Consider the following 15,209-nt stretch of genomic DNA (forward strand, 5'->3'; position numbering starts at 1 on the left):
ATTAAGGGCTATTTTTTTTAAAACAATACCTAAAAAGGTTTTCATATTTAACAACAAAACTATATTATATATCTGGTTTTAAAGAATTATCTGGTTTTCTTAAAGTTAAAGAGCCTATGAATAAAAAAACTAAAAAAGACAATAAAACATAACTGATATACCGATAACTTCCAAAAATAGTAAAACAATAACTAAATAAACTTGGTGCCAATGCACTTGCTATTACTAAAAAACTCATTACTTTACCTGTAATAGCACCTAAATAATTTCTACCAAAATAACGTGGCCAAGTAACTGCATTTACAACTGCAAAAAGTCCACTATACACCCCTAAGCCAATAATTAAAAGATAAATTCCTATTGTAGTGTCTAAAATTAAAAGTCCAACAGCAGCCAAAAAACCACTAAAAATCATGATAAAAAGATAAAATTTATGCTGAATATAATCACTTAAAATATTTGCAAGTGTAGACACCGAAATAGCTATTATAGAAATGGGTAAAAAAACAGCTATAGCATCTGTTTTTTCATAACCTTGTGTTTTAAAAATTGAAACTACATGAAAGGTAAACCCAGTACTAAAAAAACTGTTAAAGGCTAAAGCCAAACCAAACATCCAAAAAGCTCTAGTTTTTTTAGCTTCTTCTAAGGTAAAATTGATTTCAGAATTATTAATTTTCTTCTTACTTTTCTTTTTAGAAATAAATCCATCAGGAATTAAACCAAAATCTTCTGGTTTATTTCTATAAAACTGAAGGATTAAAAAACTAAAAATAAACAAACAAACCGCTAATATTTGCCAACTTACCTCCCATCCATTTTTATCAATTAAATAATTAAACAAAATTGGCGAACTAGAAAAACCTAATGAAACTGCAATACTGCTAATAGAATTTACTTTACCTCGGTTTTTATCAAACCACATCATTACCATATTTCTAGAAGACATGGTTAATACTCCTTGTCCGCAAAAACGTACTAAAAAAAACAAAAAACTTAGCAACACAAAAGGAATTAACCAAGATTTTAAGTTTAAAAATAATTTTAGGTGATTACTAATGCCTTCTGAATAAGAAAAAAGAATTAGTGCGACTCCTAAAAAAAAAGCAGCAAAAAAAGCTACAAATCTTGCCCCAAACTTATCAAACAACCTTCCTGCCTTTGTTACAAAAAAAGCACTGACTAAAGTACCTATTAAATAAGCGTTGCTAAATTGGTTTCTTGTTAAGCCCAAAGCATCTTTTACAGGATCTGTAAACACAGAAACCCCAACAGTCTGCCCCGGAATACTAAATAAAACGCCAATACTACCTATAATTAAAACGACATAACCGTAAAAAAAAGGCCATTTTTTAGGGTTGATAAAAGAAAATGAATTTATATTTTTCATCATCATTATTTTAAGGTTTTATTCTTTCTTCTTCGATTACTTTTACAATTCTTTTACGAGAAGTAATAAAATAAACACCTGTTAGCAACACCATAGATGCTATTATTGATTGAAGAGTTAAAACTTCGTCTAAAAAAAACCACCCCATAAACAAAGCAATTACAGGGTTTACATAAGCAGAAGTAGACACTTTTTCTGTTGCAACATTTTTTAGTAAAAAATTAAAGGCTGTAAAAGCAATAACTCCACCAAAGAGTATCAATACAAACATGGCAATTTGCACTTTAAAGCTCCAAGATAATGGCGAAACCCATTCTTCATTAAAACTTAAACTTGCTATAAATAAAATAACACCTGCCACCAGCATTTGATAACCTGTGCTTACTAAATGACTTTTGGGTAATTCTGCTTTTGAAACAAAAACACTACCATAACTCCAACTTAAAACACAAGTTAGTATCATAAAAACCCCCAACAAGCTTCCTTCTGAGGTTGTTAATTCTTTTTGACTAACCAATAAATACATTCCTAAAATACCTAAAACCACTCCAATCATCGATTTTTTTTGAAACGGTTTTTGGTCTATTAACCGTAATAAAAATAAAACAAATAAAGGTTGGGTAGATGCTAATAAGGCTCCAAAACCACTATCTACATACTTTAAAGCCCAAACAAAAACACCATTGCCGTATACCAAAAAGAAAAAAGAAGCAATAGCCGCATTTCTAAGCTGTATTTTAGAAATAGATAAATTATGTTTTAAAACAGCAGCTAAAATGATCATTAAAACTCCTGCAGTAGTAAAACGAATACCCGCTAAAAAAAATGGCGATAATTCTGTTACTGCAATTTTATTAAACACATAAGTAGATCCCCAAATAACATAAATGGAAATAAATGCCAATATTATAAGTAATTTTGATTTTTTCAAATGATGGTAATTTCTATTCAAAGGTAGAAATAGAAAAGTTATAAATAAAATTACAGATTAACCTATTTTGCATTTATTTTAACAGAACAACTTCTTCTGAAACATTTAAACCTCATAAGTCTAAACTTATGAGGTTCTGGTATAAAAACCATTATCAAACTAACTATTTTTCTTCTGTAGCTTTATTGTTGATAAAATCAATATCTCGGGTATTTTTTTGTACAGTAATTGCACCAAATAAACTGAGTAAAAATGAAATTCCGTAAAACCCTTTTTCACTTAAAAGTAAATCGGCATTTCTAAGTCCGATAATTAATAATAACAGCGATGCAATTACAATTACCCAACTTATGCTATAATAAATATCACTTACTTTTATATGCTCTGCTTTATCTCTAATTACTTTTTGTAGTGATATAACAGCATAAACTCCCATTAGAATAATGGCAAAATAATACCCTTTTTCATTCAACTCCATAGAAGCATTCCATAAACCAATACAATAAGACAAGAGTCCGATGATTAAAACTCCCCAAGAAGCACCAACATAAGCCGACGTTGGTTTTTGGTTGGATTCATTTTTAGATTTGTTCTTTTTACTTTCTTTTTTAGTTTCTTCATTAATAGAAGATGTTGTTTGATAATTCATAATATTTAGTTTAATAATTATGATACAAATTTGCAACAGTTTTACAATTCTATAAACTCTTTTTAAGACAATTACTAACGACTAAAATAAACTATACAACTATATATTATAATAAATAAGTATATTTACTACTATTTTACTGACGACATAATGATAAACTTAAAAGAAATAATAAGCACTTTTACAAAGGAACAACAACAAGATTTTATCTTATACCTAGATAAAAAAAACAAAAGAAAAGATGCTAAAGACAGTCTGTTAGTAAAACTGATTGTTTCGGATAATTTATCGTCTGCAGAACTAGCTCACAAACTCTACGGCAAACAAAATAAGCCTGCATTACATGCTTTAAGAAAGCGTTTGTTTCAATCATTAATAGATTTTACGGCAAACATAAGTATGAAAGAAGAAAACTCTATCGATATAAAATTAATAAAATATATTCTTTCTGCCAGAAACTTTCTACAAAAAGGACAAATTAAAGTTGGGTATCAAATTTTAGACAAAACGATCCTGATAGCCAATGAACATCAGCTATTTTCTATCTTAAATGAAATTTATCATACTAAAATTCAGTTTTCTCATTTAAATAAAAGTTTAAACCTAGACGGTTTGATTATTGATTTTAAAGAAAACCAACAACAATTGTTATTAGAAGATCATTTAAATATTGCTTACGCACAGATTAGAAAATCGCTTGTAGATTACCAACAGAACAAATCTAATTTAGACATAAAACAACTTATAGAAAACGTACTACAAGAACATCATATTACCATATCAGACTCATTATCGTTTAAATCTCTGTATCAAATAGTTCAAATTACCAGTATTTCTTCTGCTCAAAAATTCGATTATTATAATATTGAACAATTTATCATTAACACCTATCAAGTAATTAAAAATCATACCTCTAAAAACAAACAACTTTTTTACCATATAGAGGTTTTGTATCTTATTGCAAACGTACTTTTTAGAAACAAAAAGTTTACTGAATCTTTACAATATTTAAATTTGATGCTATTGAATATGAAAGAGAATAAGCAAAAATATTATTCTGATTTTGCCGCGAAACATCATTTATTACTTGCCTTAAACCTTAATTACACCAAGCATCAAGAAGAAGCAATTGTGTTATTAGAACCTTATTTAAATAAGAAAAGCCTTAATATGATTGGGCAATTAGACATAGCACTTACGCTAATTGTTTTTTACTATCAGCACAAATCATTAGAAAAAGCACAGAAATTATTTGCTTCCTTTTATCATTCAGATAAATGGTATATAGATAAAGCGGGTATTGTTTGGACCATTAAAAAGAACCTAATTGAAATCTTATTACAAATAGATTTAGGAAACATCGACCTGGTAGATTCTCGATTAAAAAGTTTTAAAAGAAACTATTTTTCTAACCTATCAGAAATCAATCAAGAAAGGGTAATTACCTATTTAAAGTTAGTAGAAGTTTATTATAAAAACCCAGAAATTGCCACATCAAAAGAATTTAAAGATAAAGTAGAAACTTCTTTTAGTTGGATTGACATCAAAAAAGAAGATATTTTTATGATGAGTTTCTTTGCTTGGTTAAAAGCAAAAATGACCAAACAAGATATTTATTTGGTCACTCTAGATTTGATAAATAGTTAATTATTAATCTCTTTTATAATTCAAAAAAAAACATTCCTTTGGCATAATAATTGTTTAATATTATTATTTTTTAATAAAAATAACTACTATGAAAAAACTTTATGTATTTCTTTTAATTGTTACCACTTTATCATTATCTAACTGCAGTAAAGAAGACATTGACGCTAGATATACAATAGATGATTTACAAAAAATCCATGGAAATAGCTCTAAAAAATGGAAAGTTGAAGCTTTTTACAAAACCTATGAAAATGATGTCCTCAGCGAATTTAATGAATGTTATACCGATGATGCATACACTTTTTTCTACGATACAAATGAAGCTCAAGTAACACTTGGTAATATTTCTTGTTACTACGATAACCCAACAGAACAAGACGGTCGTTTAACTTATAACTTCTACGAAGATACAGGTAAAATTTTCATCAATATTTCTAAAGGAGAAAGTCTTGATGAAAATTTTAGAAATATGCTTACTATTCTTAGTTTAGAAGAACTTAGTGAAAATAGAATGGTTTTTACAGGAGGTGAATCTCCATATTATGGAAAAACTTTAGTCTTTACAGCAACTCCGTAAAAGTTGTAAAAAAAGGTTATTTATGTCTACCTTTCAACTCTTCTTCAATATCTTTTAAAGTAAAGCCTTTTGCCTGTAACAACATTAAGTAGTGAAACATCAAATCTGCAGATTCATATAAAAATAACTCGTCGTTATTATCCATCGCTTCAATTACAGTTTCTACTGCTTCCTCACCTACTTTCTGAGCTACTTTATTAATTCCCTTTGCAAATAAACTTGCTACATAAGATTTTTGAGTATCCTTATTAGCAACTCTTTCTGTAATTACATCTTCTAAAGTAGAAAAGAAACCATAATTAGACTTATTTTCTTCATTCCAACACGTATCAGAACCTTTATGGCACGTTGGTCCGTTTGGGTTTACAGAAACTAATAAAGTATCATTATCACAATCTAGTTTTATATCAACTAAATTTAACACATTTCCACTTTCTTCTCCTTTTGTCCATAAACGTTTTTTAGTTCTAGAAAAGAAAGTAACTAATTTTGTTTCTTGTGTTTTAGCAAAAGCTTCTTCATTCATATACCCCAACATCAACACATTTTTTGTAGTTGCATCTTGAATGATTGCGGGTACTAAACCGTCGTTGTTTTTATTAAAATCGATATTCATAATTTTTATTTTATTTGTCTCCTCGAGCGCAGTCGAGAGGTTATTGTTCTCGACTGCGCTCTAACTGACATTACAATCTCACTGGAATGTTATTCTTTTTTAACTCTTTTTTTAATTCTAAAATAGGAATTTCTCCAAAGTGAAAAACACTTGCTGCCAAAGCTGCATCTGCTTTACCTTCTTTAAAAGTATCTACAAAATGTTGTACAGTTCCTGCGCCACCAGAAGCAATAATTGGTATATTTAATTCTTCGGATAATTTAGCCAAAGCCTCATTTGCAAAACCAGATTTTGTACCATCATTATTCATAGAAGTAAACAAAATTTCTCCTGCTCCTCGATTTTCAACTTCTTTTGCCCATTCAAATAAATTAAGCTCCGTTGGTATTGTTCCGCCTGCTAAATGTACCGTCCATTCTCCATCAATTTGTTTTGCATCTATAGCAACAACCACACATTGACTTCCAAATTTTTCTGCCAATTCATTTACCAAATCTGGTCTTTTTATGGCAGATGAATTAACAGATACCTTATCTGCGCCCCATTTTAACAACTCATTTACATTTTCTATAGATGATATTCCTCCACCAACTGTAAACGGAATATTTACTTGTTCCGCAACCTGATGTACCATTTCAATCATGGTTTTTCTACCTTCTAACGTTGCAGAAATATCTAAAAAAACCAATTCGTCTGCACCTAAATCTGCATATTGCTTTGCTAAAACTACAGGATCTCCTGCATCTATTAAATTTACGAAATTAACACCTTTTACAGTTCTTCCGTTTTTAATATCTAAACAAGGTATTATTCTTTTTGTTAACATTTTATTCTAATTCGTCATTGCGAGGCACGAAGCAATCTGTCAATTAATTAAGAGATTGCTTCGTTCCTCGCAATGACATTTATTTTGTTAATATAAATTGTTCTATTTGTTTTAAGCTAATTTTATTCTCATAAATCGCTTTTCCTATAATAACACCTTCGCAACCATTTTCTGCTAATCTAGGAAGCTCATCAAAAGCAGAAATTCCTCCAGAAGCAATTAATTTTACGTTATTTACTTCAGATAAAATCTGCTGATAGATATCAAAACTTGGCCCTTGTAACATGCCATCTTTAGAAATATCTGTACAGATAATATACTGAATTCCTTTTTGTTGATATCCTGTAATAAACGGAATTAATTCTAAACTACTTTCTTCTTGCCAACCATTGGTTGCAATTTTTCCACCTGAATTATCAGGATAAAAATCTGCTCCTAAAATAATTTTTTCTGAGCCATATTTTTCAATCCAACTTTCAAAAATCTCACTATTTTTAACAGCAATACTTCCTCCAGTAATTTGATTTGCACCAGAATTAAAAGCAATTTCTAAATCTTTATCAGACTTTAAACCACCACCAAAATCAATCTTTAAATTGGTTTTTGATGCAATTTGTTCTAATACTTTATGATTGATAATCTGGCTCGCTTTTGCACCATCTAAATCTACAACATGTAAATACTCGATACCTGCAGCTTCAAATTCTTTGGCAACTTCTAACGGATTTTCGTTATAAATCTTCTTGGTATTGTAATCGCCTTTTGTTAAACGAACACATTTTCCGTCAATAATATCTATGGCTGGTATTATTCTCATTTTTTTGTTTGGTTTTTGGTTTTTAGTTTTTGGTTGGTGGATATATATATCTACAAACAACCATAAACCAATAACTATCAACTAACTACTTGTTTAATGCAGTAACTTGAATTTCTATTTTCATTCTTGGATCAGACAATCCTGCTGCAAACATAGTAGCTGCGGGTCTAACTTCTCCTAAATACTTCTTTAAAACAGGCCAACATTGTTCAAACTCTGTAGCATCAGGTAAAATATAAGTGATGCGTACAATATTACTCATACTAGAACCTGCTTGCTCTAAAACACCTTCAATGTTTTTTAAACATTGCTCTGTTTGGTTTACAACATCATCTGCAATCGTCATATCCTCATAATTGAAACCTGTTGTTCCAGAAACAAAAACCCAATCACCTTGCACTACAGCTCTAGAATATCCCATTTCTTTTTCGAATGAAGAACCTGAACTTATTAATTTTCTTGCCATAATTAATTTTTTATTATTTATCCTGAATTTATTTCAGGGTCTTTTTATTATATATTTATCTCTGTCATTACGAGGAACGAAGTAATCTCATCATTAAAAACGAGATTCCTCAATCGCCCAAAAAGGCTCATTTCGGAATGACAATCAACTTCGTTTATAAATTAAGGAAGTTTTGTAAAATTTTTGCGCCTTCTACTCCACTCTTTTCTGGATGAAATTGTACTCCGTAAAAATTATCTTTTTGCAATGCAGATGCATATTCAATTTCATAATCTGTGGTTGCAATTGCTTCAGCACAAGATTCTGCATAGAAACTATGTACCAAATACATAAATTCTTTTTCTTTGATACCTGTAAATAAATCTGATTTTAAATCATAAATAACATTCCAACCCATTTGCGGAACTTTTACAGCTTTAGAAAATTTCTTTACATCAACATCAAAAATACCCAAACCTTTTGTGTTTCCTTCCGAAGAAGAATTACACATTAATTGCATTCCCAAACAAATACCCAAAACAGGTTGTTTTAATGTAGGAATAACTTTGTCTAAGCCGCTTTCTTGCAACATTTGCATGGCAGAACTTGCTTCGCCAACTCCTGGGAAAATAATTTTATCTGCAGCTCTTATTTCATCAATATTATTTGATAAAATAGCCTCTACACCTAAACGTTTAAAAGCAAACTGAATGCTTTTAATGTTTCCTGCTCCGTAATCGATAATTACTAATTTCATTCTTTTGGTTGTTGGTTATTCGTTTTTGGTTGTTGGTTGTTGGTTGTGTACTAATTACCATCAACTAAAAACTAACAACTATTCTATAAAACTCCTTTTGTAGATGGTAAAAACATTTTATTTGCATCTCTTTTAACTGCCATTTTCATTGCTTTTGCAAAAGCTTTAAAAATACCTTCTATTTTATGATGCTCGTTTGCGCCTTCTGCTTTAATATTTAAGTTACATTTTGCGCCATCGGTAAACGATTTAAACAAGTGTAAAAACATTTCTGTTGGCATATCTCCAACCATTTCTCTTTTAAAATCAGCCTCCCAAACTAACCAAGGTCTTCCGCCAAAATCTACAGCTGCTTGTGCCAAACAATCGTCCATTGGCAAGCAAAAACCATAACGTTCAATGCCTAATTTATTTCCTAATGCTTTGTGAAATAACTCGCCCAAAGCAATCATGGTATCTTCTATCGTATGATGTTCATCTACCTCTAAATCTCCATCAACTTTTACAGTTAAATCCATCGCTCCATGACGACCAATTTGATCTAACATGTGATCGAAAAACTTTACTCCCGTAGAAATATCATTTTTACCAGAACCATCTAAATTTAGTTTGATATAAATCTTAGTTTCGTTGGTATTTCTGGTGATTTCAGAAACTCTATCTTCTAACTTTAAAAACTCATAGATCTCTTTCCAATCTGTACTTGTTAAAGCAATACAATCTAAAATTTCTTGTTTAGAAGTTTCTATTTCATCAGCACCTAATTCTGGGTCTTCTGATAAGAAAATTCCTTTTGCTCCTAAATTTTTAGCCAATTCCATGTCGGTAATTCTATCACCTAAAACAAAAGAATTTACCAAGTCATATTCTTCAGAAAAATATTTGGTTAACAAACCAGTTCTTGGTTTACGAGTTTCTGCATTTTCATGCGGAAAAGTTTTATCAATACAAACTTCAGAAAAAACAACCCCTTCTTTTTCAAAAGCAGTTATAACTTTATTTTGTGCTGGCCAAAAAGTATCTTCTGGAAAAGAAGCTGTTCCCAAACCGTCTTGATTGGTAACCATTACCAATTCGTACTCTAATTCGCTAGCAATTTTTGCCATGTATTGAAATACTTTCGGATAAAATTCTAACTTTTCTAAACTATCTAATTGATAATCTACAGGTGGTTCTAACACCAAGGTTCCGTCTCTATCTATAAATAATACTTTCTTACTCATCTTATCTTGTTTTCCTGCAAGGTTTTAAAAACCTTGCGATAGTATTCTTATTGTTTTTTAATAGCTTTTAATGCTCTTAATAATCTTTGGTTTTCTTCGCAAATACCTACACTTATACGCAAGCAATTTTTACACAATGGTTGTGTAGTTCTATTTCTAATAACCACACCATATTCTATTAATTGGTTGTAACGCTTTGTAGCATCATCTACCTTTAACAGCAAAAAATTACCGTCTGATGGAAATACTTTTTCTATATAACTATCGCAGCTTTCTAACTCTTTTTTAAGTCGTTTTCTTTCGCTAATTAATTGAGAAATTTCGTTTTGAACTTCATCTATTTTTTGCAACCTTTCAATTGCTCTTTGCTGACTTAATTCGTTTACGTTATATGGTGGTTTTATGTTGTTTAAAATTTTAGTAATTTCTTTGGATGCATAACAAACTCCCAAACGAATACCTGCTAAACCAAAGGCTTTTGATAAAGTTTGCGTTATGATTAAATTAGGAAATTCGGCTAACCTTTCTAACCAGCTTTTTTGCTCAGAAAAATCGATATACGCTTCATCTATAACCACTAAACCTTTAAATTTTAAAAGTAATTCTCTAACAGATTCTACCGTAAAACTGTTACCTGTTGGGTTGTTAGGCGAACATAAAAACAAAATTTTACTATGTGCATCTGCACTTTTTAAAATCTGGGCTACTTTTGGCTGAAAATCATCACTTAATAATACCTCTCTGTTTTCTATAGCATTTATATTTGCCAAAACACTATACATTCCGTAGGTTGGTGGTAATGTAATTACATTGTCTACATTAGGCTCACAAAAAGCTCTGTAGATTAAGTCTAAAACTTCATCACTTCCGTTACCTAATAAAATATTTTCTTTAGAAACTCCTTTTATCTCAGACAACAAATCTTTTACATTATTCTGTTGTGGATCTGGATAGCGATTTACACCGTTTTCGAAAGGATTTTCATTAGCATCTAAGAAAATCATTTCTTTTGTATTGGCATCTTCATACTCATCTCTTGCAGATGAATATGGTTTTAGAGATTTTATATTTTCTCTAACTAGGCTACTTAAGTTAAATTTAGTTTTCATAACAAAACCTCTCGACTGCGCTCGAGAAGACATTTAATATATTATTTTAAATCTTTTAAACGAATTGAAACTGCATTTTTATGTGCATCTAATCCTTCTGCTGCTGCCATTAACTCAATAGACTTTCCTATTGTTTTAATACCTTCTTTTGTAATTTTCTGAAACGTAATACTTTTGGTAAAACTATCTAAATTTACCCCTGAATACGATTTAGAAAATCCGTTTGTTGGTAAGGTATGGTTTGTACCTGATGCATAATCTCCTGCACTTTCTGGTGTATAATTACCTATAAAAACAGAACCTGCGTTTTCTATATTGTCTATGTAAAAATCATTATTATTTGTACAAACAATAAAATGTTCCGGACCATATTCATTAATTAACTCTAACGCTATTTCATCATTTTCTACAAAAATAGACTTTGAATTTTGAATGGCTTTCTGAGCAATTTCTACTCTAGATAATTTAGCCAACTGAATTTCAATTTCCTTTTCTACTTTAGCAATCATTTCTTTTGATGTGGAAACCAAAACAACCTGACTGTCTGCGCCATGTTCTGCCTGACTTAATAAGTCTGACGCTACATAACTTGCATTTGCAGAATTATCTGCAACTACTAACAATTCACTTGGGCCAGCAGGCATATCTATAGCAACACCATGTTTTGTAGACAATTGTTTTGCCACTGTTACATACTGATTTCCTGGACCAAATATCTTATAAACTTGCGGAATGGTTTCTGTACCAAATGTATACCCTGCAATTGCCTGTATACCACCTACTTTTATAATTTTTGTAACACCACAAAGATTTGCTGCATATAAAATTGCTGGATGAATTTTACCTTCTTTATTTGGAGGAGAACACAATACAACTTCTTTACAACCTGCAATTTGAGCAGGAATAGCCAACATTAATACTGTAGAAAACAAAGGTGCTGTGCCTCCTGGAATATACAAACCAACTTTTTGAATTGGTCTTTTTTCTTGCCAACAAGAAACTCCGTTTACCGTTTCTACAAAAACTTTTGTTGTTTTTTGCGCTTCGTGAAACTTTGTAATATTGTCTTTAGCAACATTAATTGCTTCCTTTAATTCGTTAGAAACTAAAGTAATTGCTTCTTTTATTTCATTAACAGAAACAATATTGCTTTGTAAAGAAACACCATCAAACTTTTGAGTGTATTTCTGTACAGCTGCATCTCCATTTTCTTTGATATCAGCAAAAACATCATTTACAATACCTTCTATATCATCAACCGTTTTTGTGGGTCTTTCTAATATTTTATTCCAATCTTTTCTTGATGGGTTTATAATTGTATTCATAATCTATTTTTCTCCTTCAAGGTTGCTAAAACCTTGTAGGTGTTTTACTTTTTAATTTATACTTACAGAGTTCTTTAAACCTTGCAGTATGTTTGCAAACTTGCCATTTGCGTTAGGGATTGTAGCATTTGTTTGAGCTCTTTTTTCTTTTTCAGAAAAAAAGCGAGTGCGAAAAGCCCGTTAAAACGCCCAAAATAGTATTCTAATTTTAATTTTTATCTGTCATTACTAGGTACGAAGCAATCTCTTACTTAAAACACAGGTTGCTTTGTGCCTCGCAATGACGTACGTTTTACAATACCATTTTTTCGATAGGGCAAACTAAAATACCTTCTGCTCCGTTGGCTTTTAATTCATCTATAATTTCCCAAAATTCATTTTTACTAATTACAGTGTGCACAGAACTCCAACCTTTTTCTGCCAATGGCAAAACAGTAGGACTTCTCATACCTGGTAACAAGTTTAAAATAGCATCTAGTTTATCATTAGGTGCATTTAACAACACGTATTTAGAGTTTTGTCCTTTTAAAACGGATTGAATTCTAAACTGAATTTTCTCTAAAATGGCTCTTCTTTCTACTGATATTTTAGAAGAAACGGCTAATACAGCTTCTGACGTTAGTAAAACCTCTATTTCTTTTAAACCATTTTTAAATAAAGTGCTTCCACTAGAAACAATATCACAAATACCGTCTGCCAACCCAATATTTGGTGCAATTTCTACAGAACCGTTTATAATGTGAATATCTGCCTTAATATTTTTTTCTTTTAAAAACTTTTTTACCGTTTCTGGATACGAAGTTGCAATTCTTTGTCCGTCTAAATCTTGTAACGAATTTGCATTCGATTCTTTTGGCACCGCAATAGAAACCTTACATTTAGAAAAACCTAAACGTTCTACAAACTCTATATCTGCTCCTTTTTCTATTAAAACATTCTCTCCAATAATGGCAGCATCTACTACTCCATCTTTTAAATATTGAGGAATATCGCCATTTCTAAGATAGAAAACTTCTACAGGAAAATTTCTTGCGGATGCTTTTAATTGATCTTTTCCGTTGTCTATTGAGATTCCGATATCTTTTAAGATATTCATTGAATCTTCATTTAATCTTCCTGACTTCTGTACTGCAATTCTTAAATTACTCATTTTTGTTTTTGTTTGATGCCTGAGCAAATACGGTTTAAAATTAAAAAAACCCGTTTGATTTGCTCAAACGGGTTTATAAATATCTTGATTTTATTCAATACACTTTTAAATCGCTTGACTGCAATTGTAAAAATGATGATGATGGTTTTGAATAAATGTCATGTCTTGTTTATTTCTTTGGCAAATATCAAAATTTTATTTTTAATAATACAAACTATTCACTTAAAAATTAGTTTTAATGTTAATATTTATCAGTTTTTAATTTTTTGTTTGATTTTACAACTCTCATTTTTTGATTTTTTAATAAATGACAATAAAAACAAAACATTCTGTAATTAGCATACCTATAAAACCAACTCATATTTAAACATTACCTATAATCCTATCAATTTAAAACAAGACGCTATTGCACAATCGTTTCAGAAACATCTTTTGAACTCAAAAATCTACCGCCAATAGTCTTTATAAAACGGATACATGGATTAGAAGCACTATTTTTGATGAAAATTGCAATGCATCAATTTAAATAAAATGATTAAAAAGATATTAAAACACATAATGATAACAACTCTTATTATAATAGGCATATTAGTAATCGCTTACTTCTTATTTACAAATTATTACCCAAGTTTTGGTGGAGATGTTTCTAAAGAGGAACAAGAAACCTACAAAACATCTCAACAATTTAAAGACGGCAAATTTAACAACACCAATCCGGTGCCTAAAGAGTTAAGCTTTAACGAGAATTTAAAGGTAGCTTATACCTTTTTTACTAAAAAAGTACCAAATGCAAGACCTAAAGAAGATTTAAAACCCATTACTATAGATTCTTTAAGTATTGCTAATTATAAAGGGAAAGCTAGAATGATTTGGTTTGGGCATTCGTCTTTTCTATTACAAATAGACGGAAAAACAATTTTACTAGATCCTATGTTTGGTAAAGTACCTGCACCTCATCCGCTGTTAGGTGCAAACCGTTTTAATGAACAGTTTCCGATAGAAATTGCCAAATTACCAAAAATTGATGCCGTCATTTTTTCTCACGATCATTACGATCATTTAGATTATGAATCTATTTTAAAAATTAAAGACAAAACCAATCATTTTTATGTTCCCTTAGGTGTGGGTACACATTTAAAAGCTTGGAACATTCCTTCTCATAAAATAACAGAACTAGATTGGTGGCAAAATGTACAGTTAGATAATTTAAACTTGGTGTGTACGCCTGCGCAACATTTTTCTGGTAGAAAATTAAACAACGGACAAAGTACTTTATGGAGTTCTTGGGTTATTCAGTCTAAAAATGAAAACATTTACTTTAGTGGTGATAGTGGCTACGCAAAGCACTTTAAAGAAATTGGTAAAAAATATGGCCCTTTCGATTTAGCTTTGATGGAATGTGGGCAATACAACGAAATGTGGACTGATATACACATGATGCCAGAAGAAACTGCCCAGGCAGGAATTGATGTGCAAGCAGAGAAAATAATTCCGATTCATTGGGGTGGTTTTAAATTGGCTATGCACGAATGGACAGATCCCATTGAGCGTGTAACTATAAAAGCGAAAGAATTAAACCTAAAAGTAATTACGCCTAAAATTGGTGAAGAAATTATAGTGAAAGATTCGCTACAGACCTACACCAATAATTGGTGGAAAGATTTGTAGTATCCTTTTTACATTGAAAGAGTTATCAACATAAAAAGTTGACAATAGTTGTTAAGTTGATGACAATTATCACGTTTTT

15 protein-coding genes are annotated in these 15,209 nt (G+C 30.5%); 3 read left to right on the forward strand and 12 right to left on the reverse strand.

The window, feature by feature from the left end:
* Nucleotides 1-64 precede the first annotated feature (64 nt).
* From GQR92_RS03065 to yiaA, 3 genes are all read right to left on the reverse strand, one after another.
* Entirely contained in the window at nt 65-1,390 is a 1,326-nt protein-coding gene (locus GQR92_RS03065) for an MFS transporter (protein WP_158837740.1), read from the reverse strand.
* A 10-nt stretch (nt 1,391-1,400) separates the two neighbouring features.
* Complete coding sequence (locus tag GQR92_RS03070) at nt 1,401-2,321, reverse strand: EamA family transporter (RefSeq protein WP_158837741.1); 921 nt, start codon at nt 2,319-2,321, stop codon at nt 1,401-1,403.
* A 163-nt stretch (nt 2,322-2,484) separates the two neighbouring features.
* Entirely contained in the window at nt 2,485-2,970 is a 486-nt protein-coding gene (yiaA, locus tag GQR92_RS03075; RefSeq protein ID WP_158837742.1) for an inner membrane protein YiaA, read from the reverse strand.
* Between the two features lie 150 nt (nt 2,971-3,120).
* Between yiaA and GQR92_RS03080 the strand changes: the two genes are divergently transcribed.
* Together GQR92_RS03080 and GQR92_RS03085 are read left to right on the forward strand one after the other, a co-directional pair.
* On the forward strand, nt 3,121-4,617 hold the full coding sequence (locus tag GQR92_RS03080; RefSeq protein WP_158837743.1) for a hypothetical protein: 1,497 nt from the start codon (nt 3,121-3,123) through the stop codon (nt 4,615-4,617).
* Nucleotides 4,618-4,705: 88 nt separating this feature from the next.
* Complete coding sequence (locus GQR92_RS03085) at nt 4,706-5,194, forward strand: hypothetical protein (protein WP_158837744.1); 489 nt, start codon at nt 4,706-4,708, stop codon at nt 5,192-5,194.
* 16 nt (nt 5,195-5,210) lie between these two features.
* Here the strand turns inward: GQR92_RS03085 and hisIE are convergent, their stop codons facing one another.
* The 9 genes from hisIE to hisG form a co-directional block, all read right to left on the reverse strand.
* Nucleotides 5,211-5,813, reverse strand: coding sequence for a bifunctional phosphoribosyl-AMP cyclohydrolase/phosphoribosyl-ATP diphosphatase HisIE (gene hisIE, locus GQR92_RS03090; RefSeq protein ID WP_302849605.1), 603 nt, complete (start codon nt 5,811-5,813; stop codon nt 5,211-5,213).
* 67 nt (nt 5,814-5,880) lie between these two features.
* Entirely contained in the window at nt 5,881-6,636 is a 756-nt protein-coding gene (hisF, locus tag GQR92_RS03095) for an imidazole glycerol phosphate synthase subunit HisF (RefSeq protein ID WP_158837746.1), read from the reverse strand.
* A gap of 79 nt (nt 6,637-6,715) precedes the next feature.
* Nucleotides 6,716-7,453 (reverse strand): 1-(5-phosphoribosyl)-5-[(5-phosphoribosylamino)methylideneamino]imidazole-4-carboxamide isomerase, encoded by a 738-nt coding sequence (gene hisA / locus GQR92_RS03100; RefSeq protein ID WP_158837747.1) that lies wholly within the window; start codon nt 7,451-7,453, stop codon nt 6,716-6,718.
* A gap of 85 nt (nt 7,454-7,538) precedes the next feature.
* Nucleotides 7,539-7,919, reverse strand: a complete 381-nt coding sequence (locus GQR92_RS03105) for a RidA family protein (protein WP_105048791.1) — start codon at nt 7,917-7,919, stop codon at nt 7,539-7,541.
* Between the two features lie 154 nt (nt 7,920-8,073).
* A complete protein-coding gene (gene hisH, locus GQR92_RS03110; protein ID WP_158837748.1) occupies nt 8,074-8,655 on the reverse strand; it encodes an imidazole glycerol phosphate synthase subunit HisH in 582 nt (193 codons plus the stop codon).
* Between the two features lie 83 nt (nt 8,656-8,738).
* A complete protein-coding gene (hisB, locus tag GQR92_RS03115; RefSeq protein WP_158837749.1) occupies nt 8,739-9,878 on the reverse strand; it encodes a bifunctional histidinol-phosphatase/imidazoleglycerol-phosphate dehydratase HisB in 1,140 nt (379 codons plus the stop codon).
* Between the two features lie 47 nt (nt 9,879-9,925).
* Nucleotides 9,926-10,987 carry a histidinol-phosphate transaminase gene (gene hisC / locus GQR92_RS03120; protein WP_158837750.1) on the reverse strand — a complete coding sequence of 354 codons (1,062 nt, stop codon included), beginning with the start codon at nt 10,985-10,987 and terminating at the stop codon, nt 9,926-9,928.
* A 41-nt stretch (nt 10,988-11,028) separates the two neighbouring features.
* Complete coding sequence (gene hisD / locus GQR92_RS03125; protein WP_158837751.1) at nt 11,029-12,312, reverse strand: histidinol dehydrogenase; 1,284 nt, start codon at nt 12,310-12,312, stop codon at nt 11,029-11,031.
* A 292-nt stretch (nt 12,313-12,604) separates the two neighbouring features.
* Entirely contained in the window at nt 12,605-13,462 is an 858-nt protein-coding gene (gene hisG, locus GQR92_RS03130) for an ATP phosphoribosyltransferase (protein WP_158837752.1), read from the reverse strand.
* A 531-nt stretch (nt 13,463-13,993) separates the two neighbouring features.
* On the opposite strand from hisG, the gene GQR92_RS03135 reads away from it, so the two are divergent.
* Nucleotides 13,994-15,130, forward strand: a complete 1,137-nt coding sequence (locus tag GQR92_RS03135) for an MBL fold metallo-hydrolase (RefSeq protein WP_233269984.1) — start codon at nt 13,994-13,996, stop codon at nt 15,128-15,130.
* Nucleotides 15,131-15,209: the final 79 nt, after the last annotated feature.

This window comes from Polaribacter sp. L3A8, from assembly GCF_009796785.1.
In the GTDB taxonomy this organism is placed as follows: Bacteria; Bacteroidota; Bacteroidia; order Flavobacteriales; family Flavobacteriaceae; genus Polaribacter.

Coding starts and splice junctions, on each gene's coding strand:
- GQR92_RS03065 (WP_158837740.1), bottom strand. CDS start 1,390: ATGAAAAATATAAATTCATTTTCTTTTATCAACCCTAAAAAATGGCCT.
- yiaA (WP_158837742.1), bottom strand. CDS start 2,970: ATGAATTATCAAACAACATCTTCTATTAATGAAGAAACTAAAAAAGAA.
- GQR92_RS03080 (WP_158837743.1), top strand. CDS start 3,121: ATGATAAACTTAAAAGAAATAATAAGCACTTTTACAAAGGAACAACAA.
- GQR92_RS03085 (WP_158837744.1), top strand. CDS start 4,706: ATGAAAAAACTTTATGTATTTCTTTTAATTGTTACCACTTTATCATTA.
- hisF (WP_158837746.1), bottom strand. CDS start 6,636: ATGTTAACAAAAAGAATAATACCTTGTTTAGATATTAAAAACGGAAGA.
- hisA (WP_158837747.1), bottom strand. CDS start 7,453: ATGAGAATAATACCAGCCATAGATATTATTGACGGAAAATGTGTTCGT.
- GQR92_RS03105 (WP_105048791.1), bottom strand. CDS start 7,919: ATGGCAAGAAAATTAATAAGTTCAGGTTCTTCATTCGAAAAAGAAATG.
- hisH (WP_158837748.1), bottom strand. CDS start 8,655: ATGAAATTAGTAATTATCGATTACGGAGCAGGAAACATTAAAAGCATT.
- hisB (WP_158837749.1), bottom strand. CDS start 9,878: ATGAGTAAGAAAGTATTATTTATAGATAGAGACGGAACCTTGGTGTTA.
- hisC (WP_158837750.1), bottom strand. CDS start 10,987: ATGAAAACTAAATTTAACTTAAGTAGCCTAGTTAGAGAAAATATAAAA.
- hisD (WP_158837751.1), bottom strand. CDS start 12,312: ATGAATACAATTATAAACCCATCAAGAAAAGATTGGAATAAAATATTA.
- hisG (WP_158837752.1), bottom strand. CDS start 13,462: ATGAGTAATTTAAGAATTGCAGTACAGAAGTCAGGAAGATTAAATGAA.
- GQR92_RS03135 (WP_233269984.1), top strand. CDS start 13,994: ATGATTAAAAAGATATTAAAACACATAATGATAACAACTCTTATTATA.